General features: G+C 51.1%; 20 protein-coding genes. 7 read left to right on the forward strand and 13 right to left on the reverse strand.

What is annotated here, in order from left to right; genetic code table 11:
* Positions 1-55: 55 nt before the first annotated feature.
* The 4 genes from D0C16_RS19615 (at position 56) to D0C16_RS19630 (ending at position 6,195) form a co-directional block, all read left to right on the forward strand.
* Positions 56-3,058: a TonB-dependent receptor gene (locus tag D0C16_RS19615; RefSeq protein WP_151033904.1), complete on the forward strand. Its 3,003-nt coding sequence runs from the start codon at positions 56-58 to the stop codon at positions 3,056-3,058.
* A 165-nt stretch (positions 3,059-3,223) separates the two neighbouring features.
* On the forward strand, positions 3,224-5,482 hold the full coding sequence (locus tag D0C16_RS19620) for a choice-of-anchor B family protein (RefSeq protein ID WP_151033905.1): 2,259 nt from the start codon (positions 3,224-3,226) through the stop codon (positions 5,480-5,482).
* A complete protein-coding gene (locus D0C16_RS19625; RefSeq protein WP_151033906.1) occupies positions 5,395-5,865 on the forward strand; it encodes a CYTH domain-containing protein in 471 nt (156 codons plus the stop codon). The genes D0C16_RS19620 and D0C16_RS19625 overlap by 88 nt, the downstream gene beginning before the upstream one ends.
* Positions 5,866-5,922: 57 nt before the next feature.
* On the forward strand, positions 5,923-6,195 hold the full coding sequence (locus tag D0C16_RS19630; RefSeq protein ID WP_225318768.1) for a DUF2061 domain-containing protein: 273 nt from the start codon (positions 5,923-5,925) through the stop codon (positions 6,193-6,195).
* 112 nt (positions 6,196-6,307) lie between these two features.
* Here the strand turns inward: D0C16_RS19630 and tatC are convergent, their stop codons facing one another.
* Genes tatC through D0C16_RS19665 form a run of 7 tightly spaced genes read right to left on the reverse strand, consistent with a single transcriptional unit; the run spans position 6,308 to position 10,870 of the window.
* A complete protein-coding gene (gene tatC, locus D0C16_RS19635; protein WP_151033907.1) occupies positions 6,308-7,093 on the reverse strand; it encodes a twin-arginine translocase subunit TatC in 786 nt (261 codons plus the stop codon).
* A gap of 15 nt (positions 7,094-7,108) precedes the next feature.
* Entirely contained in the window at positions 7,109-7,717 is a 609-nt protein-coding gene (gene tatB / locus D0C16_RS19640) for a Sec-independent protein translocase protein TatB (RefSeq protein WP_151033908.1), read from the reverse strand.
* Between the two features lie 3 nt (positions 7,718-7,720).
* Entirely contained in the window at positions 7,721-7,972 is a 252-nt protein-coding gene (gene tatA / locus D0C16_RS19645; RefSeq protein WP_151033909.1) for a twin-arginine translocase TatA/TatE family subunit, read from the reverse strand.
* 33 nt (positions 7,973-8,005) lie between these two features.
* Positions 8,006-8,344, reverse strand: a complete 339-nt coding sequence (locus D0C16_RS19650; RefSeq protein WP_151033910.1) for a phosphoribosyl-ATP diphosphatase — start codon at positions 8,342-8,344, stop codon at positions 8,006-8,008.
* Positions 8,345-8,372: 28 nt separating this feature from the next.
* Positions 8,373-8,753: a phosphoribosyl-AMP cyclohydrolase gene (hisI, locus tag D0C16_RS19655; protein ID WP_151033911.1), complete on the reverse strand. Its 381-nt coding sequence runs from the start codon at positions 8,751-8,753 to the stop codon at positions 8,373-8,375.
* 18 nt (positions 8,754-8,771) lie between these two features.
* A complete protein-coding gene (locus tag D0C16_RS19660; protein ID WP_151033912.1) occupies positions 8,772-9,590 on the reverse strand; it encodes an aldo/keto reductase in 819 nt (272 codons plus the stop codon).
* Entirely contained in the window at positions 9,587-10,870 is a 1,284-nt protein-coding gene (locus tag D0C16_RS19665) for an FAD-binding oxidoreductase (RefSeq protein ID WP_151035023.1), read from the reverse strand. The genes D0C16_RS19660 and D0C16_RS19665 overlap by 4 nt, the downstream gene beginning before the upstream one ends.
* 149 nt (positions 10,871-11,019) lie before the next feature.
* On the opposite strand from D0C16_RS19665, the gene D0C16_RS19670 reads away from it, so the two are divergent.
* Positions 11,020-11,901 carry a sugar nucleotide-binding protein gene (locus D0C16_RS19670; protein ID WP_151033913.1) on the forward strand — a complete coding sequence of 294 codons (882 nt, stop codon included), beginning with the start codon at positions 11,020-11,022 and terminating at the stop codon, positions 11,899-11,901.
* 19 nt (positions 11,902-11,920) lie between these two features.
* Here D0C16_RS19670 and D0C16_RS19675 read toward each other — a convergent pair whose 3' ends face one another.
* The 6 genes from D0C16_RS19675 to D0C16_RS19700 all read right to left on the reverse strand — a co-directional run bounded on the left by D0C16_RS19675 (position 11,921) and on the right by D0C16_RS19700 (position 18,302).
* Complete coding sequence (locus D0C16_RS19675; RefSeq protein ID WP_151033914.1) at positions 11,921-13,009, reverse strand: acyltransferase; 1,089 nt, start codon at positions 13,007-13,009, stop codon at positions 11,921-11,923.
* Between the two features lie 33 nt (positions 13,010-13,042).
* Positions 13,043-14,134: an acyltransferase gene (locus D0C16_RS19680; RefSeq protein WP_151033915.1), complete on the reverse strand. Its 1,092-nt coding sequence runs from the start codon at positions 14,132-14,134 to the stop codon at positions 13,043-13,045.
* Positions 14,135-14,445: 311 nt separating this feature from the next.
* Positions 14,446-15,657, reverse strand: a complete 1,212-nt coding sequence (fabB, locus tag D0C16_RS19685) for a beta-ketoacyl-ACP synthase I (RefSeq protein WP_151033916.1) — start codon at positions 15,655-15,657, stop codon at positions 14,446-14,448.
* A 143-nt stretch (positions 15,658-15,800) separates the two neighbouring features.
* Positions 15,801-16,325 (reverse strand): 3-hydroxyacyl-[acyl-carrier-protein] dehydratase FabA, encoded by a 525-nt coding sequence (gene fabA / locus D0C16_RS19690; RefSeq protein WP_151033917.1) that lies wholly within the window; start codon positions 16,323-16,325, stop codon positions 15,801-15,803.
* A 145-nt stretch (positions 16,326-16,470) separates the two neighbouring features.
* Positions 16,471-17,433: a polyprenyl synthetase family protein gene (locus D0C16_RS19695; RefSeq protein WP_151033918.1), complete on the reverse strand. Its 963-nt coding sequence runs from the start codon at positions 17,431-17,433 to the stop codon at positions 16,471-16,473.
* A 104-nt stretch (positions 17,434-17,537) separates the two neighbouring features.
* The gene (locus D0C16_RS19700; protein WP_151033919.1) at positions 17,538-18,302 is read right to left on the reverse strand and encodes a 4'-phosphopantetheinyl transferase superfamily protein; all 765 of its coding nucleotides are present in this window, start codon (positions 18,300-18,302) and stop codon (positions 17,538-17,540) included.
* A gap of 324 nt (positions 18,303-18,626) precedes the next feature.
* Between D0C16_RS19700 and D0C16_RS19705 the strand changes: the two genes are divergently transcribed.
* Positions 18,627-21,215 (forward strand): di-heme oxidoredictase family protein, encoded by a 2,589-nt coding sequence (locus tag D0C16_RS19705; RefSeq protein ID WP_225318769.1) that lies wholly within the window; start codon positions 18,627-18,629, stop codon positions 21,213-21,215.
* Between the two features lie 117 nt (positions 21,216-21,332).
* Positions 21,333-21,830 carry a peptidylprolyl isomerase gene (locus D0C16_RS19710; RefSeq protein ID WP_151033920.1) on the forward strand — a complete coding sequence of 166 codons (498 nt, stop codon included), beginning with the start codon at positions 21,333-21,335 and terminating at the stop codon, positions 21,828-21,830.
* Positions 21,831-21,846: the final 16 nt, after the last annotated feature.

Raw genomic sequence — 21,846 nt, forward strand, 5'->3', positions numbered from 1 at the left:
GCCTGCTGCGCGGGAGCCCTATGCGATAGCTAACGGACAAGAAGAGATGAGAAAAATGAAAAAATTCCCGGTAAAGCCCCTGGCGCTGATTGTTTCAACCCTGACCCTTGCGCCCTGGTCATTAAACCTGACGGCGCAGCAAGCCCAAACTGACGACGATTCAGCGAAAGATGTGCAGGTCGAAGAAGTAATGGTGACCGGCTATGCCCGCTCTCTGCAAAACGCCATTGAAACCAAACGCAATGCCGATACGGTGGTGCAGGCAATTTCCGCGGCTGATCTGGGTGGATTGCCCGATGTTTCCATCGCCGATGCCCTGGGCCGTGTGCCCGGTATTACCGTGACTCGCTCTGGCGGTCAGGCGGGTACCATTCAAGTGCGCGGTATGGGTGAAGGCTTTGTGTTTTCTACCCTGAACGGCCGCGAGCAGGTATCGCCCAACGGTACTCGCGCCATGGAGTTCAGCCAGTTTCCCTCCGAGTTAATTCAATCGGTGGAAGTCTATATGTCTCCCAAGGCGTCGCTGATTGAAGGTGGAGTGGCGGGTTCGGTGGAATTAAAAACCGCGAATGCACTGGAAATGGCGGACGATCAAAAAGTTGTGATAGGTGTGCGCGGCAGCTTTAACGATCAGGCAGATGATATCTACGGTGCTGACCCTTACGGGCAACGGCTGTCAATTTCCTTCCAGAAAAAATTGCTCGACGACAAGTTGGGCGTTTCCCTGGGGTATGCGCGTTTAGTGCAGCCGCGCTCGGCGACACGGTTTGAACAATACAATTACGAAGCCAATCCCTTTGCCATTGTCGATCCTGATGGCACCAGCGACATCAGCATAGTGGATGAAAATTTTAATCTGCTGCCGACAACAAATCGTCCTACTGCCGTATTTATGGCGGAAGGTTTTGAAGTGTTTCAAACCGGTGGTGAAGAGACGCGCGATGGTTATGTTGGCTCCTTGCAATTTGAGCCTACTGAAAATTTGTCGATTCAATCGGATATTTTCTATTCCAAATTTGAGTCCGACAGTTACTCGCGCGGTTTCCGTATCCAGCCACTGCGCAATGCGGAAATTACCAATTTGGTGCTGTGGGAAAATGCCGCGGTGGTCGGTGGTGAATTTAAAGTAAGCGATACCAGCCCCACTGCATTTAACTTGCAAATTAATAGCAACGACGTAACCCAAACCAACGAACTCTTATCCGGTGGTTTGAACCTGAAATGGAAACAGGATGAACTCACTGCGTCGCTCGACTTATCGCATTCCGATGCTTCCGGTGTGCAGGCGGATGGTGTGGTGCGTGCACACTTGTATCGCCCCAAATCCGCCTCCGCGCCCAAGACAGATCCTTTCGAACGCGACCCGGATCAATCGGTGACTTATTTGCTTGATGGCATCAATGTCCCCAGCGTGAATTTGAGCCGTGATTACACCTGGTACGACAGCAATGGCGTCAGCAATTTACGCATGACCAACTACGAGCGCTATCCGCGAATTAATGACGATGTGATTGATGCGGCGCGCTTTGATGTGAAATATGAATTGGAATTGCCCATCATTAATTCGATTGAAGCCGGTGCGCGTTATTCCGAGCGTAACCACAAGGACCGCCGCCAGGTATTTGTTTACGGCGATGGTGCGGCCGGTACCATCACTAGCGATTGGTCTTTACCCATTACGACAGATAATTCCGATGTCGTGAATTGGAAAGGGGAGTTTAAAAATTTTCCGTCGTTCCTCGCGATTGACGGCGACGAAATTATCCAGCAAGCCTATGCGGATGGTTTGGTGTTAGGTCCTGTACCTGCAGCCACAGCACAAAATCCCAACCCCGTTGCCAGCACCCGTTCGATTGAGCCTGCAGCACGTTGGGGTGAAGGGCGTGATTGGTCGATGAAACAGCGTTCGAATATTGATGAAAATGTATCGGCGTTTTATCTGCAAGCCAATCTTTCCACCACATTATTTAATCGCGATTTAGTAGGCAATATAGGTGTGCGCCATGTGCGTACCGACCAATCCAGTGTGGCTTTGGTCAACGTGAATGGCGATGAAAGTAAGGGCGCAATGGAAATTTGCGATGAAACGGGCGAGTGCAGGTCGCAATTTGCGTATCAAACTCTGGGTGCTAAATACGATCACAATTTGCCATCGCTCAATTTAAATTACTCCCTGGCCGATGACGATCATTTGCGTATTGCACTGGCGCGCGTGCTATCGCGCCCGCCCATCAATCGCCTTGCTGCACCGGATTCCGAAGGGTCAGTGTCCATTGAAGGTAATGTTCCTTATTTCAATTTCGGCAGCAATACCTCGCCCTTCTTAACGCCATTTATTGCCGATCAAATTGATATTTCGTACGAACACTATATGCCAGACACCAACGGCGCATTTGTGATTGCGGTTTATCATCGCGATATCAAATCCTTTATTCAGGATATTACCTACGAAAATTTTGATTTCCGTGCAGCGGGCTTTGATGTGCCGGATAGCTGGGACGTTGTTGAGGGTGGATTAATTGTTGAAGCCGATGTGCAAAATGGCGATTACTCCACGGCAATTAACAACCGCGAAGGTGGATTTATTCGCGGACTGGAAATTTCCTACACTCAAACGTTTAATTTCTTGCCCGGAATTTGGGAGGGCTTGGGGGTGAGTGCAGCTTACTCGCTCACTGACAGTGAAATCAGTGTGGTAAACCCGGTGGAAAGCGTGCAGGGCAGCAACAATTTACCGTTCCCCGGCCTGGTAGAAAAATCGGCGAATTTTACGCTGTTTTATAGCCTGGGTTCATTTGAAACGCGTCTCTCGACGACTTATCAGGATTCGTTTGTGGGCGAGACGCGCAATATCAATTTGCAGCCAATTATCTATGCCCCGGAAACGCTGCTGGATTATCAGGCGGCTTACAAATTTGATAACGGTGTGGATGTCATCTTTTCAATTAGCAACCTGACCAACGAGCCCAATAGAAGCTACATGTTCAATGAAGAATTGACGCGTACCCTGCAGTGGTTTGGCCGCACTTTCTATATCGGTGCTAATTACACTTTCTAAACCTCGTAACTTTGAAGCTTGTGCCGCGCATTGCTATGCGCGGCTTTTTTATTTACGGCGTTTCATTACCCTTTTATCTTACCGGGCATGACCGGGTTCCTTGAGTTACTTCCTGCTATCGCCTAGTCTGAATTCCATCGTGATTAACAATGAAGGACGTAAGCCGTGCGCATAGATTATGTTTCGGTAATAGGGATTGGTTTTATAAGTATTAATGCTATTTGGACTGCGCCTGTATTCGCCCATGCCGAGCACGACAAGGCTCGCTATGTTGCGGAAACAGGTAAGGATGAAGGGCGTTGTGATTTAACTGAATCGCCCTGCCAAACCATTGTCTATGCCGCCAAGCAGGCGGGTAAGGGCGACCGCATTCTCGTGGCAGAAGGCCGCTATGACATTACTGATGTCGATTCCATTTTTTATCTCAGCTCCAGCGCGGTGCCGGTGACGGGCGGGCATCAAAAAAATACTTTCCAGAAAACATCGGCCAGTATTGGCAAGAGCATTTTGATCGGGGTGCCGCCGGAATTTGCCGAAGGACTAGCGGAAAAAGGTTTTACGGTTATCACAGACACCAAAGGCCTTAATCGCGAACAGCAGCAATACCTCGACGCCAAACAATCGCAGTTAGCGGCGATGAATAGTGCCCAGACCAATGTGCCCTGTGCGCAGGGAAAAGCCGGTGAATTTAGTTGCAATCAATTGGATCTGCTCGCGCATGTGCCTTTGTCGATCCTGGGCAATAGTGCATCCCATGGCAATGATATTTGGGGTCATTACGACTTAAACGATGGCCGTGAATACGCACTGGTAGGCTTAACCAATGGCGTTAGTATTGTGGAGGTGACCGATCCGCTGAACCCTCGTGTGGTGAGTTTTATTGCTAGCCAAAATACCATCTGGCGCGATTTAAAAACCTACCAGTTTTTTGATGCAAATTTGCGTCGCTGGCGCAGCTATGCCTATGTGACAGCGGACGCTGCGAGTGTTGGCACCATGATTCTGGATTTAAACCAGTTGCCGAAAAATGTGGTGGTGGCGGCGAGCGAAACGACTGATACGAGCGCGCACAATATTTATATCAGCAACGTGGATTACTCAACCGGCGTCGCGTTGACCGGAAAAACTGCTTACATGCATGTGGCGGGTAGCGATAAACAAGGCGGTGCCTTTAACTCCTATTCATTGGCAAATCCAATTAACCCAGCAGCCGTTTATAAAAATCCGTTCAATTCGCGCAACTGGTACAGTCATGATGTGTCGTCGCTCTGGATTACCGATACTCGCCGTGAACAGTGCGTCGATAAAAATAATGATTGCGATCTGTTGTTGGATTACAACGAAAATGAAATTTTATTGTGGGACAAAACCAATAACGCAACACCGGAAAATTTATCGCGCACCCAATATCAATATGTATCCTATGTGCATTCCGGTTGGTGGACAGAAGATAAGCAATTTATTTCCGTGCACGATGAGTTGGATGAGCAGCGATATAGTTTGAACACGCGCGTGCGGTTTTTTTCCATCAGTAATTTGCGCGCGCCGGAATTGGCGGGGGAGTATATCGGGCCGACATCGGCGATAGATCACAACGGTTATACGCGCGGCAATCGCTATTATATTTCCAATTACGAGCGCGGTCTGGTGGTGCTGGATATTTCTGATCCACGCACGCCCAAAGAGGCGGGCTTTTTTGATACCTATCCAATTACTGATTCGGCGTCGTTTAATGGTGCCTGGGGGACATATCCGTTTTTACCCAGCGGCAATATTTTGGTCAATGACATCAACAGTGGTTTGTATGTTATTCGCGATAACACCGCTAGCGAACAGGGGCGCACCGCATTTGCCAGTGCGCGTATTAGTGCAAAAGAAGGTGAAACCGTGACGGTCGTTGTGCAGCGGCGCGATGGCAGCAAGAGCGCGGTAGAAATTTTTTATGAAACCCAGGCAGGCAATGCGCGTGAAGGTGAGGATTATATCGCTGCGCGCGGGAGTGTTCATTGGGCCGAGGGTGATGTTGCCGACAAATTGATTGAAATTCCAATCGCGTCAGACAGCCCCAACGACGAATTTTCCGAGCACTTTTTTGTGCGTCTGTTCAACCCGCGCAAGGGTTTGGCTTTAGGAGCACCCAATTTATTGCAGGTGACTATTACCGATAAACCGGATGAACCGGTCGTGATAATTTCATCTTCCTCAACTGCCAGCACTGCAGTCGCGACAAGTTCGGTTGCGAGCAACACAGCAACTGCAAAATCCGGTGGTGGTGGATCACCGGGATACTGGATAATTGCGCTTTTGTTGTTAATCCTGATCAAAGGACAAAGCCCATGGCGATTGAAATTGAACGCAAATTCCTGGTTACCGGCGATGCGTGGCGCGACGCCCCGGCAATCTACTACTCACAAGGTTATTTGAATCGCGCCAAAGAGCGCACAGTTCGTGTACGCATTGCCGGTGAGGAGGCTTTTCTAACCATCAAAGGGACGTCTGCGGGGGCCAGTCGTGCGGAATTTGAGTACCCGATTCCGCTGTGGGATGCGCGCGACCTGCTTGGGTTATGTGAGCAGCCGCTCATTGAAAAATATCGCCGCAAAATTCTGTTTGAAGGCTTTATTTGGGAGGTGGATGAATTCCTTGGGGAAAACCAAGGGCTGGTAGTCGCAGAGATTGAACTGCCTGCTGAAGACACTCAGTTTGCCTTTCCGTCCTGGATCGGGGAGGAGGTAACCAGCGATGCGCGTTACTTCAACTCAAACCTGTCCTCCGTGCCCTTTAGTCGTTGGCAGAAAGTGCCATAGGTAATTGCTATCAGGTTGGTTTGTTTAATTTTCTTTGATAATGAATATCGCCTGCTTATGATGACTCCATTGCTGATCTCCGATCAGCTACCAGATTCCAGCTCAGGTGAGGATTTAATCATGGCCAAAACAGCGACTTTCGCGGTAGTACATTTTAGCGTTGCGTTCACGGTTGGTTACGCGGTAACGGGTAGTATTTTAGTGGGTAGTGCGCTGGCGCTAATTGAGCCGGCCGTCAATACAGTTGCGTTCTACTTTCATGAGTTGGGGTGGCAGAAGTTTGAAGCCCACAAGGCAACCCTGGCGGAGGCTTTTGCCAATCGGGTTTAGTGGCAGGATGAATGCCTGCTAAAACGGCGGTCTGGAACAAACTGGCCGAAAATCCCAAAGACGGAAAAACAAAAGGCCAGCAATTGCTGGCCTTTTGTTTGGGCGAATTTTTTTACTTTGTTTCGTCTTGTTCGTTGTGTTGCTCTTCCGCTTCGCGTCGCTCCAAGCTGCGTCGTTTCATCAACTTGCCAAAAAACAAGCCGGATTCGAACAGCATCCACATGGGTACGGCGAGCAAAGTTTGCGAGAAAACATCGGGTGGTGTTAAGAGCATTCCCACCACAAAGCATCCCACCACTATGTAGCGACGCTTTTCCGCCAAGCCCTCTGGAGTGGCAACGCCAGCGAGGATTAACAACACGGTGGCGACCGGAATTTCAAAGGCAATCCCGAAAGCCAGGAACATGTGCAACACCAAATCCAGATACTTGGTGATGTCGGTCATAGTCGCGACACCCTCCAACTGGATACCCATGGTAAAACCAAAGAGCATTGGTAGGACCAGGAAGTACGCAAATGCCATACCGGCGAAAAATAGCACCACGCTGGATATCATCAGCGGTGCAGCCAGCTCTCGTTCATGCTTATACAGGCCTGGTGCGATAAAGCTCCAGATCTGAATCAGAATGAATGGGATTGCAATATAGAGCGAAAGGTAAAAGGTTAACTTTAGCGGTGTTAAAAAGGGTGAAATGACATCGGTGGCGATCATGCTGGTGCCTTTAGGCAACACCGCTTGTAGAGGCGCGGAGATAATCGCGTAGATATCCGTGGCAAATGGAAACAGGCACAAGAATACGGCCAGTAAAAAATACACCACATAGAGCAAGCGATTGCGCAACTCGATCAGGTGTTGCACTAAGGGTTGTTCTTTATCGTCTTGGACTGTCTGATTCATGAAGCTCTAACTGACCTATACCGCCTGTTGGCCGGAGCCTGTTTTAGGATCCGTTTGCACCTGCGCCACATCGGCAGGAGCCACTGTAGGTGAGGCTGCCGCGGGTGCCGGGTGTTGTTGGTTATTATTCTGCGTCGGCGCTGCAACCTGGCTCGCGCTATTGGCTGCCGCAGTTACTGCTGCAGTTGGTTTACTCGGCTGATTAGCACCGGTTGTGGCTGGATGGGAGTTGTCATGGCTGACACTGTTGTGGCTGGTGTCATGCTCAATACCGTGGGAATGGTCGGGCAATTCCTCGGGTGGGCCATAATCAGCGGCGCTGCGAGCCTGTTCTGCGGCTGCGCTTTCCTGTTCGGCGCGTTCTGTGTGTTCCCGAATGCTGGCCTCAATTTGCAGGCGTGTTTCCTCGATATTGCGCAGAATTTCTTCATTGTGCAGTTGGCGACGAATATCATCTGCGCCAATTTGCCGCTCGATCTCGGTACGGGTTTCCGCCAGGCTACGCTTCAGCCGGCCTATCCACAAAGCAACGGTGCGTACCGTGCCGGGTAGCTGCTCGGGGCCAATTACCACTAAAGCGACGACCAGGCACAGCAGAAGCTCGGTAAAACCAATATCAAACACGGATTAAACCTTAGTGTTGTTTTGGTCTACTTTCTCGGCAGTAGTTTGTGTTGCTGCCGCTTTTTGCTGTTGCTCCAGATTCTTTTGCTCTTCCTCGGCCTTTGCGGCTTCTTCGTTGCTCATGGAGCTTTTGAAGCCCTTAATCATGCTGCCCAAATCACTGCCCAGCGTGCGCAGGCGTTTGGTGCCGAACAACATAACCACGATCGCCAACACGATCAGTAATTGCCAAATACTAATGCCGCCAAGACCCATGATGATTTCCTCGCAAAAAAATGACGTAAATGATTATTCTTGTGGGCGCGATGCTTTTTCATCGTGTCCAGATACATTAAAGCGCCGCGCCAGTTCATTCAATACTGCATCGGCGTTTTCGCCGAGGTGAGACAGCATAACCAGGCTATGGAACCAGAGATCAGCTGTTTCGTAGATCAAATCTGAATTGTCGCCACTGGCTTGGGCATCCTTGGCGGCCAGAATGGTTTCGGTGCATTCCTCACCGACTTTCTCCAAAATCTTATTGAGCCCTTTTTTGTGCAGGCTGGCAACGTAGGAGCCTTCAGCGTCTGCATTATTTTTGCGCGCTTCAAGGATTTCTGTGAGTTGCTTGAGAATATCGTTGCTCATGAACTATCTGCTTACTGCGTAAAATCGATTAATAAATCTCGGAAGGATCTTTGAGTACCGGGTCGACACTGTGCCACTGGCCGTCTTTTAGCACCCGGTAGAAACAGGACTCCCTCCCTGTGTGACACGCAATTCCCCCCAGTTGTTCAACCTGCAACACAATAACGTCTTCGTCGCAGTCCAGGCGAATTTCATGCAGCTTCTGAATATGGCCGGAGGTCTCGCCTTTGTGCCAAAGCTTGTTGCGCGAACGCGACCAATATACCGCCTCGCCGCGTTCTGCGGAGAGTTGCAGCGATTCGCGGTTCATCCAGGCCATCATCAGGATTCGACCGGTTTTGGCGTCCTGGGCAATCGCCGGAACCAGCCCGTCGCTGTTCCAGGAAACGGCATCTAACCAATTGCTCATAATTTACTCTGTAGAATCTCACGCCAGCTTTTGTGCGCGCAATGCTTTTATAAGGTTATCGCGCAAATGTTGCAAATTGACGGTGCCAAGAATGGCGCTGGTAACGCCCGGGTGGGAATAGGCGAAATCCAGGGCGGCCTGTACCGGGTCGCCAGTGGGTGGCGCATCATGGCAGATATGTCCGCTGCCGAGAACCTTTTTTAACAAAACTGCCACATCTTGTTGCGCAGATTTTGCAATCGCCGGAGCTTCGTCCGGGTAATCGGCGGTGTGGACTAGCATGATGGCATCGCACAGATCGGCTGCCAAAAGGCTGCCTTCAAGCGTTTTGCTGGAGATACCAAAGGCGCGAATCCAACCCTCCTGCTTGAGTTGTTGCAAGGTTTGAATGATCGGTGTTTGGGTAAGGATCGGCAGATCCTTGCCATCCGAGTGGACCAGTACCAGATCCAGATAATCCGTACGCAGGCGGCGCAGGGAGCGCTCGATACTCAAGCGGGTGTGCTTCGCGCCGTAATCGAAGTGGGATTGGCCTTCGCCAGTATGTTTGTTGGCGACAAACTCTTCGCCGACCTTGGTGGAGATAATCCAATCCTTGCGCGCTTTTTTCAGCAGGTCGCCAATTCGTTCCTCGCTGTAACCATAAGCCGGCGCGGTATCCAGTAGGTTGACCCCAAAGTCACGCGCGCAGGCGAGTAAATCGCGCAACTGCTCATCGCTCGGCAACTCAAAGGTCCCGGGGTATTTCAGGCTTTGGTTGCGACCAAATTTCACGGTGCCCAAGCCAAAAGTACTAATGCTTATGTCTGTGCGCCCCAGGCGCTTGCGCGGCATCATGCGTCGTTCTCGTCGGATTCTTTAAACCGCAAGGCAAGCGCTTCTTCTGCGCTCATCTTGGGTGGGAAGGCGATTTCCCAAGGTGTTTTGCCTGTTACTGCATAAGGCAAGTAGCTATGCAGCATTGGATAGTCTGGTTTGATGGTGGAGGGATGAATTTCGTCTTCGCGCAAAAACTCCAGCATCTGGTTGGCCAGATTGGGTACCAGGGTGAGCTTGGTGGGCCAACCCACCATCAGATTGGCACCGGCGACCCGCTCGGCAAAGGCGTTATCGGGGCGTGCTAATCCGGGTTGCAAAGGTTCTGCTCGCTCGATTGATAAAGTCGCCCATGCAGAGCCCTGTAGATTGATCCAGGGAATGAGGTTGCGCAGCTCGTGCTCGGCCAGTGCGATCAATTCATCGGCGGCCATGGTGGCCCCTTTTTCCGCCAAATTGCCGCCCAAGTACCATACGTGGCTGCCATCAGGCAGACGATGGCTGGAGATGGTCAACCGTGGGGTGGTGTCTGTGCCCAGACAGTGCCCGTAAAAGTCGAAAGGATGATGGTGCTTGACCATTACCTGCTGTAGTGGTCGCAGCTGCATAGCGGGTTGGCATTTGCCGATTTTGGCGAGCAACCCCGCGTTGCCTTTACCTGCTGTAAAGATAAAACGCTGCGCGCGGATCTGTAGATCTTGGTCCGGATTTTTTATCTCCAGAAAAAGTTGCCCGTCAGCATCTTGGTGTAACTCGGTTCGACTCCAGTCTAGTTTGAAACAGTGGCCCTCAATGTTATGGGCCAGGTTGGCCACCAGACTGTGCGCATCGATTACGAGATCTTCCAGACGATAGAGGCTGCCGTTAAAGAGCGGGTGGCGCAGCAGGGGCGGGCGGCGATCAGGGTGCACTGGCTCCACGCGGCCACGGGTAATTTTGCTGGCAAGGAAGCTGGTGAGCTTGCTGCCCAAGTCATCTCCAGACCACATAAAAAAGTGATCGCTGAGTATTCGGGTGTGGTGCAGGTCCACATCACCCTCGCCGCACAGGCATTCGCGCCAATGCCTCGGCATATCGGCGATCGCTTCGGATGCACCAGTGAGCGCGCCAGCGAGGGTATATTTCATTCCCCCATGGATCATGCCCTGAGATGCCAGGGTTTGGCCGCCACCCAAATCTCCAGATTCAAACACGGCCACTGAGTAGCCGGCACTTTTGGCGCGATTGGCGAGCCATAACCCAGCGACCCCTCCGCCGATAATGGCGAGGTCGAAAACAACGGTCGTTGGTGCTTGGGTCATAGTCAATCGGTAATCCACAAAGATGAATTCAGCATCGCCAGGCAGGCAAAGGGCCCGCAGTATAAGTGTTTCTCCTGCTAATTGCCCTTACCGCAGCAACGGGTTCTGCTGCTAATATGCAGAAAAATTTTACGGGTTAGTCGATCAGCATGTCATTTACCTTGTTGTTAACGGATGTAATTTCCCCTCTGGGCAAGGCCCTTGAGCACGAGCTTGAGCGCGAGCCATTTAAAGTCCTGGCTCCAGGTCCTGAATTGGACTGGTCTGATCCAGTGAGTTGCTCGAACTATCTCAGTCAGCACAAAGTGGATCTGGTGTTGAACTGCCGTGGTTGGGAGGAAGCTTTTCATGCGGGCGGTCAACTGACTCTGGTCCAAACAGTTCGTGCATTGTCGAGTAGTTGTGCATCGGCAAATGTCCCGCTGATTCATTTTTCCAGCTATTGCGTATTTGGTGCTGATCCAAAGGGCACCCACAGTGAAAAGGATACAGTCGCGCCAATTAATGACTCCGGGCGAGCATTTGCGCAGGCAGAAGAATTAATTCTCGGCCAATTGCCTCGCCATATCATTCTGCGCTTGAGCTGGGTGATTGGTGCCTACGGCGATAATTTGCTGACCCGTTTGCTAAGCGCCTATCTCGCCGGAGCATCGGTGAGTGTAAACCGGCGTTTACGTGGGGCACCGACCGCTCTGTCCGATGCGGCGCGAGTGGCAGTGGCATTGATCAAACAAATTAGTTGTGGTGCAGAAAATTGGGGCGTGATGCATTACTGTAGCGGTGATGCTTGTACACAGGATGAGTTTGCCGAGCAATTATTGCAGCTGTTGATCCAACAGCAACTGCTCACTGCGGAACCCAGCTTATCGCTAATCGACGAGGAACCGGACGATGAACCTCTGAGCGCCATTCTCGGTTGCCGTCGTGTGCGCGATTATTTTGGTGTACAAACACGTTCATGGCGACCCAGTTTGTTGCCGTTGGTGAAACAGTGGTTGCACAATCGTGAACAAATAAAAGCAGCGCAATGATTTATTGCGCTGTGCGCTATCAAGATAATTTTTCAATCGCCGACTTCTGTTTACGAATTTCTTCGCCTAACTGCATCCCCTTAAGTTCGATCTCGCGGTAACTCAGAATTGCAATTGCCAGGCTGATAACAATGCTGGAGATTACAAAGGCGAGCGCTCCAGCTGTAGATGCGCCCAACAAATATACGCACGCGTTCAGCAGCAAAATCAGCAACAGCGAATGAGTGAGGTATAGACTGTAGGATATGTCGCCCAGAAATTTAAATACCGGTTTGGCGAGAAAAGTAAAACGTGCCGGTGAGTAATAAATTATAGCGATCAACAGCGCCACCAGAATGCTTTCGCAATATACAATCCACAAGTCGCCGTATCCTGCCCCGCTCATTAGCCGCACTAAATAAAATGCCGTAAATAGTCCACCAACCAGCAGCCAGAATAGGCTCGTGGGTAGGTGCGCAATGGCCAATGCTGCTGGCTTGCCCCACCACAACACACTGAGGCCCAAATAAAAACTGATCATGTAAAAATTCCAGTAATGCTGAAACTCAAAAGGCAGAAGCGAGAGCGCAATACATGTAATTAATGTGAGCACCATCAGCCGGATGCTTTTTCCACTTAATATCATTAACGGAATCAATGCTGACGCAACCAGTTCCACAAAGATGGACCATGTGGGGGGATTAGCTTTTAGTGAGTAGCCTACATAACCGGCGACAAATTTAGCCAGACTAAAATCGCCGTACGATTTGGGGTTGAGAGAAAAGGCCAGATGCGGATCGAGATAGAGCAAATAGAGTCCACCAAGCGTAACGGTGACTAGCATTAGTGGCATTATCCTGAATACCCGGCGATGCGCGTAGATCAGTGTTGAATTAGCGGTAATCCCATTTTTTGCAAGCGATGCGCCAACGACCAGACCACTAAGCACAAAGAAAAACGTAACGGCCGCGCTGCCGTTAAAAACGTGGGTAAAAGAAAATTGCGGAAAACCCTCGTCAATTCGCGCTTGTATATGGCACAGCAGCACAATGAGTGCGGCGATGCCGCGCAATGCATGCAAGGGCATGGAGAAGCGTTGCTGCTTTGCTGATTCGACAAAAATATTCATCCTGGATTTCCTCGACGCAAATACGAGTAGAATTTATGGCGAGTAACTTTGCAGCTGCCGGTTGCCAGTGCGTAGATTCTCGCCGAGCTTAATGCCATTGAGTTCAATTTTGTAATAGGAAATGTAAGCAACAATAAAGCTAACGATGAGCGACACCGATGAGAAAGTAATTGCACTGAGCGTACTTGTGCCCATCAGGGACGTTACACAATTCAACGCGAGCACTAATAAAATCCAATGGGTTAGGTAAAGGCTGTAAGAAATATCGCCCAAGAATATAAAAGGTCGTTTATTCAAGAGTGAAAATTTCTCAGGTAAATAAAAGATCAGGGCCACTAATGGCGTTACCGTGAAGGTTTCCCAATACACAATCCACAGATCGCCGTAGGTTGGTGTTGTAAATATCCGGGCACAATAAAAAGCCATGAAACAGCTAAATACGATCCCCCAGAATGCCGCAGCCGGTAATGACGAGGCCCAGCGCGCAAAATGTTTTCCCCATATGAGTATGCTTAATCCCATATAGAAACTGAACATGTAAAAATTCCAGTGATGTTTTAGCTCAAACGGAATTAATGAAAAGGCTATGCACAAGAACGCGCAGGCGACTACATTGCGAACACGTGTACCGGTAAGGATCATTAAAGGGATTAGCAATGAAGCAATAATTTCAATATAGATAGACCATATGGGTTGGTTCGGCTTTAGCGAATAACCAATATAGGCGGCGAGGAATTTAGCAAACGAAAAGTCTCCATAGGCGTCGTCATACAGGGAGTAGGTCATCGAATCATTAAACAGTACTAGATAGAGTCCGCCGATAGTTACGGTAACAAATAGCAATGGAATGATCCGGAAAAAGCGCCTGTGCAAATATGTGCTGACCCGATCAAGGGTTAATTGCTGTTTGGCCAGCGCGGTACCTACCACCAGACCGCTTAGGACGAAAAAGAAAATAACGGCACCGCTACCATTAAAAATGGGCGGAAGCGCCCAATCGCCGTAAGCTTCTTTGATGCGCATGTGAATATGGCTGAGCAGGACGATGACGGCGGCTACTCCACGCAACGCGTGCAAAGGGTAAGAGAAGTTGCGCTGACGAGCTTCGTCGACAAACAAATTCATGGGGCGCTCCCTGGGTTTGAAACTGCAGCTTATCGTTATGCAGGCTCTGTGCCAGTCAGGTGCTTGTATGAATCGACGCTAAAAAAGGTTTTTTTTGAAAAGCGATGGATGATCCCAGTGTCAAATTGTCAAATTTACTTTGGTGGGATGCAAAAATTATCATTTTTACGTGGGGCGGCTGTGCGGTGCGGGAGTGAAATTGAGAGCGCGTTAAGTGACTGTGCCTTAATCCGGTGCAAAAAATGAACGTGAGCGCATAAAAAACGCGAGCATTTGGCTCGCGTTTTTGTGCTGCGTCATTCTCGCAATATTTAGACTTTTTGAAACACCAGCGTCGCGTTGGTACCGCCAAAGCCAAAGCTATTGGACATCACGCGAGTTAACTTCACATCGTCTTGGCGCTTGAGCACAATAGGCATGCCTTCCGCTTCTGGATCCAGGGTTTCGATATTGGCGGACGCGCAGATAAAGTCGTTTTCCATCATCAGCAGACTGTAGATGGCTTCCTGCACGCCGGTAGCGCCCAAGCTGTGGCCGGTAAGCGACTTGGTTGAACTAATGGGTGGAATTTTACTGCCAAAGGTTTCTTTAACCGCGCGCAATTCAGCTAGGTCACCGACTGGCGTCGAGGTGCCGTGGGAGTTGATGTAGTCGATCTCACCGTTCACGGTGGTCAGCGCCTGCTTCATGCACCGCACCGCACCCTCGCCCGAGGGGGCAACCATGTCGTAGCCATCGGAAGTAGCGCCGTAGCCAACGACTTCCGCGTAAATTTTCGCACCGCGGGCCTTGGCATGCTCATATTCTTCCAGTACCAGACAACCCCCACCTCCGGCAATCACAAAGCCATCGCGGTTGGCGTCATAGGCCCGTGATGCTTGTTCCGGGCTTTCGTTGTATTTGGTAGAGAGTGCGCCCATGGCATCGAAAAGTGCCGTCAGAGTCCAATGCTCTTCTTCACCGCCGCCGGCAAAAACGACATCCTGCTTGCCCAGTTGGATCAATTCCATGGCGTTGCCAACGCAGTGGGCGCTGGTCGCGCAGGCTGAAGAGATTGAGTAGTTAACCCCTTTGATTTTGAAGGGGGTGGCCAAACAGGCAGATGTAGTGGAGCCCATGGTTTGGGTTACACGATAAGGGCCAACGCGTTTCAAGCCCTTTTCGCGCAGGATATCGGCCGCCTCCACGAGATTCATGGACGAGGCGCCGCCGGAGCCCATGATGATACCGGTGCGTTCGTTAGAGACTTGTTCTTCCGTCAAGCCTGAGTCGGCAATTGCCTGCTGCATGGAGAGATACGCAAACGCCGCTGCATCGCCCATAAAGCGCAGGATCTTACGATCGATTAATTCGGACAGGTTGATATCAATGGAACCGGCAACATGGCTACGAAAGCCCATCTCTTTGTAGGTTTCTTGAAATTTGATACCGGAACGGCCAGCGCGCAATGCGTCCAACACGGCATTTTTATCATTGCCCAGACAGGACACGATTCCCATACCGGTTACAACAACGCGTTTCATAGGCTACCTCTCACTCTATTTTGCTTTAGCGCCTGAACAGCAGGTTTGCGCAGGATTCTGGCGTAATGATCTGACGGATTTTAAACGGCGAGTATTATGCCACAGGAGTTTGGGCGCTCGCCGCTTATCGTTATTTTTAAAGCTTAGAAGCTGTCAGTGTTTTGGAACAGGCCAACGCGCAGGTCGTTTGCGAAATAGATGTCCTTGCCGTCACAGGAGACGCGCCCGTCGGCGATGCCCATAATGAGTTTGCGTTCGATTACGCGCTTCAGGTTGATGTGATAAGTGATTTTTTTTGCAGTTGGCAGGATTTGACCGGTGAATTTCACCTCTCCACAGCCAAGTGCACGGCCGCGCCCCGGGTTGCCTTTCCAGCCCAAAAAGAAGCCAACCAGTTGCCACATGGCGTCCAACCCCAGGCAGCCTGGCATTACCGGGTCGCCAGGGAAGTGGCAGTCAAAGAACCAGAGGTCCGGAGTGATATCCAGTTCTGCCACAATTTCGCCTTTCCCAAATTCGCCACCGGTTTGGCTGATGTGCACGATACGGTCGAGCATCAGCATGTTGGGCTTGGGTAACTGAGCATTGCCCGGGCCGAACAACTTGCCATCGCCGCACAGGAGCAGGTCATCGCGACTATAGGAGCTTTTGGGTTCAAAAGGGGTCATGGGCTTTTCTCGTTCTGATTTTACGTACTAATTGGGTAGTCGCGCCGGGCTGGCCCAGCGCAAAGGTGCGCCATTCTAACCACTGTGGCTCAGTTGTCCAGTTAAGGTGGCGCCAGCCACCTTAACGGGAACAAACAATAGCGGTTTAGAAACTGCGTGCCAGCGAGAATTCCGCCAACTGTTTCATGGCTTGGGTAAAGCGGTTATCCGGCAAAAGTGCGAGCTGGGCGATGGCCTCCTCGACCTGCTGTTTGGCGCAATCCAAGGTATAAGTCATACCGCCGGTGGCTTGTACAATTTCCAGAATTGCTGGGAGTTGGCTGGCATCGCCATTGCGGATGGCGTTAGCGACCAGCTCGGCTTGCGCCGGGGTGCCGGTCCGCATCGCGTGAATTAACGGGAGCGTGGGTTTACCTTCAGCGAGATCATCGCCCACGTTTTTGCCCAGGGTGGCGGCATCGCCGGTGTAATCAAGCGCATCGTCAACCAGTTGGAAGGCGACACCTAGTTTTCGCCCGTAAACACTCAATGCCTTGCGCTGGGATTCACTGGCGCCACAGGCAACCGCGGCGACTTCACACGCGGAGGCAAAAAGAATTGCGGTTTTCTTATCGATAACGCGGAAGTAGTTTTCTTCGTTTACGTTTGGATCTTTGGCGTTTACCAGCTGTTGCACTTCGCCTTCGGCGATGATGTTGGTGGTATCACTTAGAATTGCCATTACATCCATATTGCCGATCGCCACCATCATCTGGAACGCGCGTGAATAGAGGAAGTCACCTACCAGTACACTGGGCGCATTGCCCCATTGGGCGTTGGCCGTCGGGCGGCCGCGGCGCAGGCTGGACATATCCACTACATCGTCGTGCAACAGGGTGGCGGTGTGGATAAATTCAATAATCGCCGCCAGCGACAAATGGTCCTTGCCTTGGTAGCCCAGCGCATTGGCGGTAAGAAGCACCAGTAGAGGGCGAAGACGCTTGCCACCAGCTTCTACCAGATAATGGCCGATGTTCTCTACCAAGCCTACATCAGAGTGGAGTTTGTCGATAATGAGTTGGTTTACCGCAGTGAAATCGTCTTTCACCGCCTCGTGGAATGGCAGCATGGAATCTTCTTATTGATTGACGGTACAGGAATGGCGGCCATGCTAGCAGTGAGGCCCTTGGAGTCAAGTAAAAAGAGTCAAGTAAAGCCGTGGCACGCCTTGGCTCAGGCGAGCACTGCCAGGGGGGCAAACCAGTGCGGGTAAAGTAATTCGGGGCAGGCGGCGGCCAATGCGCAATAGTTGCCATCGCCCAGCTGCCATTGATGAAATTGCCATTTATCGGTAACTGATTGCTGTTGCAACACGGGTGAGAGTTTGACCGAGATGCCGTCGTCCAGACTGAAGTTAAGATTCTCTAACCCGGCGGATATGCCCACACCCAGCGCCTTCAACAGTGCCTCTTTTAACGTCCAGAGTTGATAGAAGTAGTACGCCTGTGCGTCACCTGATAGTTGCTGCAACCGGGCAAACTCGTCCGGGTGGTAATAGCTTTCCGCAATACGGAGCAAATCACGGGAAACTTTTATTTGCTCAATATCGACGCCCAGTTCCATCTCTTTTGCCACAGCTAACAATGCCCAGTGACCACTGTGGCTCAAATTAAATTGCAGTGCACGATTGGCGAAATAGGGCTTGCCTTTTTCGGTGCGACTAAACACCAGCGATTCGGGCGCTTGCTGCAAATAAGCGCCTAGCACCTCACGCAATAGCCAGCGACTGGCGATGTATTCCTCTTTACCGCGAATAAATTTTTGTGCCCGCTCGCGCTCATCGCTGCTCATTATCGCGAGCGCTTCTTCTGCTAACTGATTGCGGAATTCGCGAATATCCAGCAGCCACAAATGCACCTGACCGCTTTGCAAAGGTTGTCGTGTGGTTTGGAGTTCGGGCAATGCGATCATGAGTGAATCCTTGAAGTGGCTGTTCATGATACGCAATCCCGCCTGGTGCTTGCACGCAAAAAAAATGCCTATCGCTTGCGGCGGTAAGTCGCACTTTTCTCCGCTGTGAGCAAGCGCGCAAATTGGTTTGATGTTTGTGATATGGCGTCGTTTTTGCGCGCCAGGTTTGCTTCGTTCACCGCAGTCGAACGTCGAAATGCCCGTTCGTTGTGTCGGTACGAACGCTATTTATTTTTTTGCGCTCACACTAGCGCGGTTGTTCAGTCCTGCTCGCTGTTGTTGTGCGAGAAGGTTTATATCAAACGCTCGAATAACCCTTATCAGACTAATAAAAAGCTGAGGCAAAATCACATGACAAACATCAACCCAATACAGACGTTGCAGCGCCTGCTGATGGTGGGGGCGGCCTTCGTCTGTACCTTGCCATTTACAACTACTGCACTGGCACAAACCAATCTCGCGTTAAATAAACCGGTATCCGCGAGCAGCGAACTACGCGCCGCTAAAGATGCAGTGGATGGATCGAGTTACAGTCGCTGGGAATCCACTCACGGCGTCAGCCCCAGTTGGATTGCGGTGGATCTCGGCACCGCATCTAACCTGACTCAGGTGGTCGTGGAGTGGGAGGCGGCCAACCCGGAAATCTATCAGGTGCAGGGCTCCAACAATAATTCCACTTGGACTAACCTGGCGCAAAAAACCGGCGGCACTTTTGGTAATCGCACGGACACTTTTGCGGTGAGTGGCAGCTATCGCTATGTGCGCATAAATGCAACCAAGCCAGCGCCGGGTAATGCCTGGGGCTATTCGATCTTTGAGTTAAAAGTATTTGGCAGTGGGGGCAATGCCAGCAGCAATTCCTCCTCATCACGCTCGTCGGTAGTAAGTTCCGCTTCATCAAGCCGTGCAGCGCCTATAGGTTATGTGCCTTTATTTCCCGAGGGGACGCAAGTCACTGAGCAAATCCAATATCGTGAGCCAGATGGCACTCTCGTGACTTTAATCGGCATGCGCTCCACCGAGCGCCATGCGCGTGAACGCGGTGAGGCGTGGTTATCGCCCAATGAAGCTGATGGACGCTACTTCACTTATCCGCCGTTCTATTTTCAGAACCGCTCCTTCGGCTTGAAAGTGCGCGATACCATCCCGGCTGGCGGTAAAAATATCCGCATTACCATGCTGATCAATGAAGGGACTTTTTTTGGCACTACGTTTAGTTTATTTCGCAACTCCAGCGACCCGACGGTGACTGAATTTGGCTGGGCGTTGAATTACGGTTTCAACAATTTAAAAGAAGGTAATTTGCCGCGCTGTTTTGATGGTGGCAACGAAGACTGTTATTTGGATGTTGATTCCTACTGGAATACCGGCCCCAATCCGCATCGCCCGTTGGTAATGGGCGATCGCATCGAACTCGCGCCAGCGCCTCGCCTGGTGGAGATGAGTGAAAGCGACAATCGCGCGCGCGTCGATGGCGGTGGTTCGCGCTATTACTCTTTCGAACAGTTGTATGTAGTGGGCGAGGGAGTGCGCCCCTGGTTTGGCGTGGCGCCTAATCTGGATTCAGTGCCTGTGCCTGGCGACGCCCTGCTCGGTGGCGAGACCAGTGTGTCCTACAACTATTCCGAAGAGCCTTACCGCGTGTTCCAGCAAATGGCGAACAATATTGGTATTGCCAATACCGATCGCTTCCTCAAAGGGCGCCGTTTATTTCACACCTCTTTTGCAACGGGGCAGCACTCCGAGTTTCCAACCCAGAATCCCATCTTTACCGCACACCTGAATCAATTAGGCAGCAACTTTAACGATGAGCGTTGTATCGCCTGCCACCAGTTAAATGGTCGCAGTAAACCGGCGGTGGTGGGTACAGCGCTGGATACACTATCGGTATTAACCGGAGCGCCCGGCAATTTACCCGACCCAACCTACGGCTTTAACGTCCTGCAAAAAGGAGCGGTCAATAACGCGGTGAAATTGCAGCGCTACGATGTGACGCCGCGTTTCCTTAATGACGGCTCGCGCGTGGATATGCATAAACCTGTGTATGAATTTTCCAGCGCAGTGCCGCAACTTTATTCGGTGCGTCAGGCGCCGCAAGTAATTGGCGTTGGGTTGTTGGAAGCGATTGATGAAGAAACCATTCTCGCTAATGTGGATGCGAACGATGTAAATGGCGATGGTGTTCGTGGCAAAGCCAATTTTGTAAAAAATCCGGAAACCGGCGTAACCCAGGTTGGTCGCTTCGGCTGGAAGGCGGCGAAGGTCAGTGTGCGTCATCAGGCCGCGGAAGCTTTTGTGCAGGATATGGGGGTGACCTCGCCGGTGTATCCACTGCGTTCCTGTCAAAAGTCCGATACCAATTGCCATCAAACCGGTGTGACAACTCACGTATCCGAACTTGAGCTGACGCGTCTGACCAACTACCTGCAATTGCTCGGTGTGCCAGCGCAGCGCAGTTATCGCAGCGGCTACCCGAACGGAATGCGCGTATCAGTGGAGCACGATGTGAATCCTGGGCAAATCGCGCTGGGTAAAACAGTATTTGAAACTGCCAACTGTGTAGCCTGTCATAAGTCGACCCTGCAAACGGGCAATACCCATCCGTTTGCTGAATTACGCAACCAAACCATTCGTCCTTATACCGACTTGTTGTTGCACGATATGGGGCCGGACCTCGCCGATACACTCCCCCAAGATAGCGCATCCGCCGCCATGTGGCGTACTGCACCGCTCTGGGGGCTGGGCAGTTTGAAATATGTGCAGAGCGGCACTTCAACCGGAAATGATGCCAGTGTGCGTTACCTGCACGATGGTCGTGCCCACTCTCTGGATGAAGCCATTCTGTGGCACGGAGGCGAAGCGAATAACAGCCGCTTGCAATACGAGGCGCTATCGACGGCGGATCGCACTGCATTAAAAGTGTTTTTAAATTCCTTGTGATTCCTTGGTAAATCGATGTTCCCTCTCCTTTGCCCGCGTCATGCGGGCTTTTTTGTTTGCCCCAAATCAGCGACAATCCGCGCCCTCAAAAAAACGAAACCTATTTTTGGAGTCAACATGCAAATCACTGCCGACAAAGTTGTTAGCTTCCATTACCGCCTGAGTGAAACTGGTGGTACGCAACTGGAATCTTCCTATGAAGCGGAACCCAACCTCTACCTGCACGGCCACAACAATCTGCTTCCTGCACTGGAAGCCGCGTTGGATGGCAAGGCCAAAGGCGATAAAGTGACGGTAAGCATTACCCCTGAGCAGGGTTATGGCGAGCGCAAAGAAGGCGCCATCCAGCGCGTACCTATCAAACATCTGATCGACCATGAAAAAATCAAAAACAAATTAAAGCCAGGAATGAAAGTGGTTGTTAACACGCAGCAAGGTGGCTGGGAAGCGATTGTAGTGAAAGCGGGCAAATTCAATGTGGATATCGATAGCAATCATCCATTGGCCGGGAAAAACCTGGACTTCGAACTGGAAGTTGTCGATGTACGCGATGCCAGCGAAGAAGAAGTTGCCCATGGTCACGCGCACGGCGTAGGTGGGCATCACCACGATTAAGATCGTTCGCTTGGTC

It is taken from the genome of Cellvibrio sp. KY-GH-1, assembly GCF_008806975.1.
Taxonomy (GTDB): Bacteria; Pseudomonadota; Gammaproteobacteria; order Pseudomonadales; family Cellvibrionaceae; genus Cellvibrio.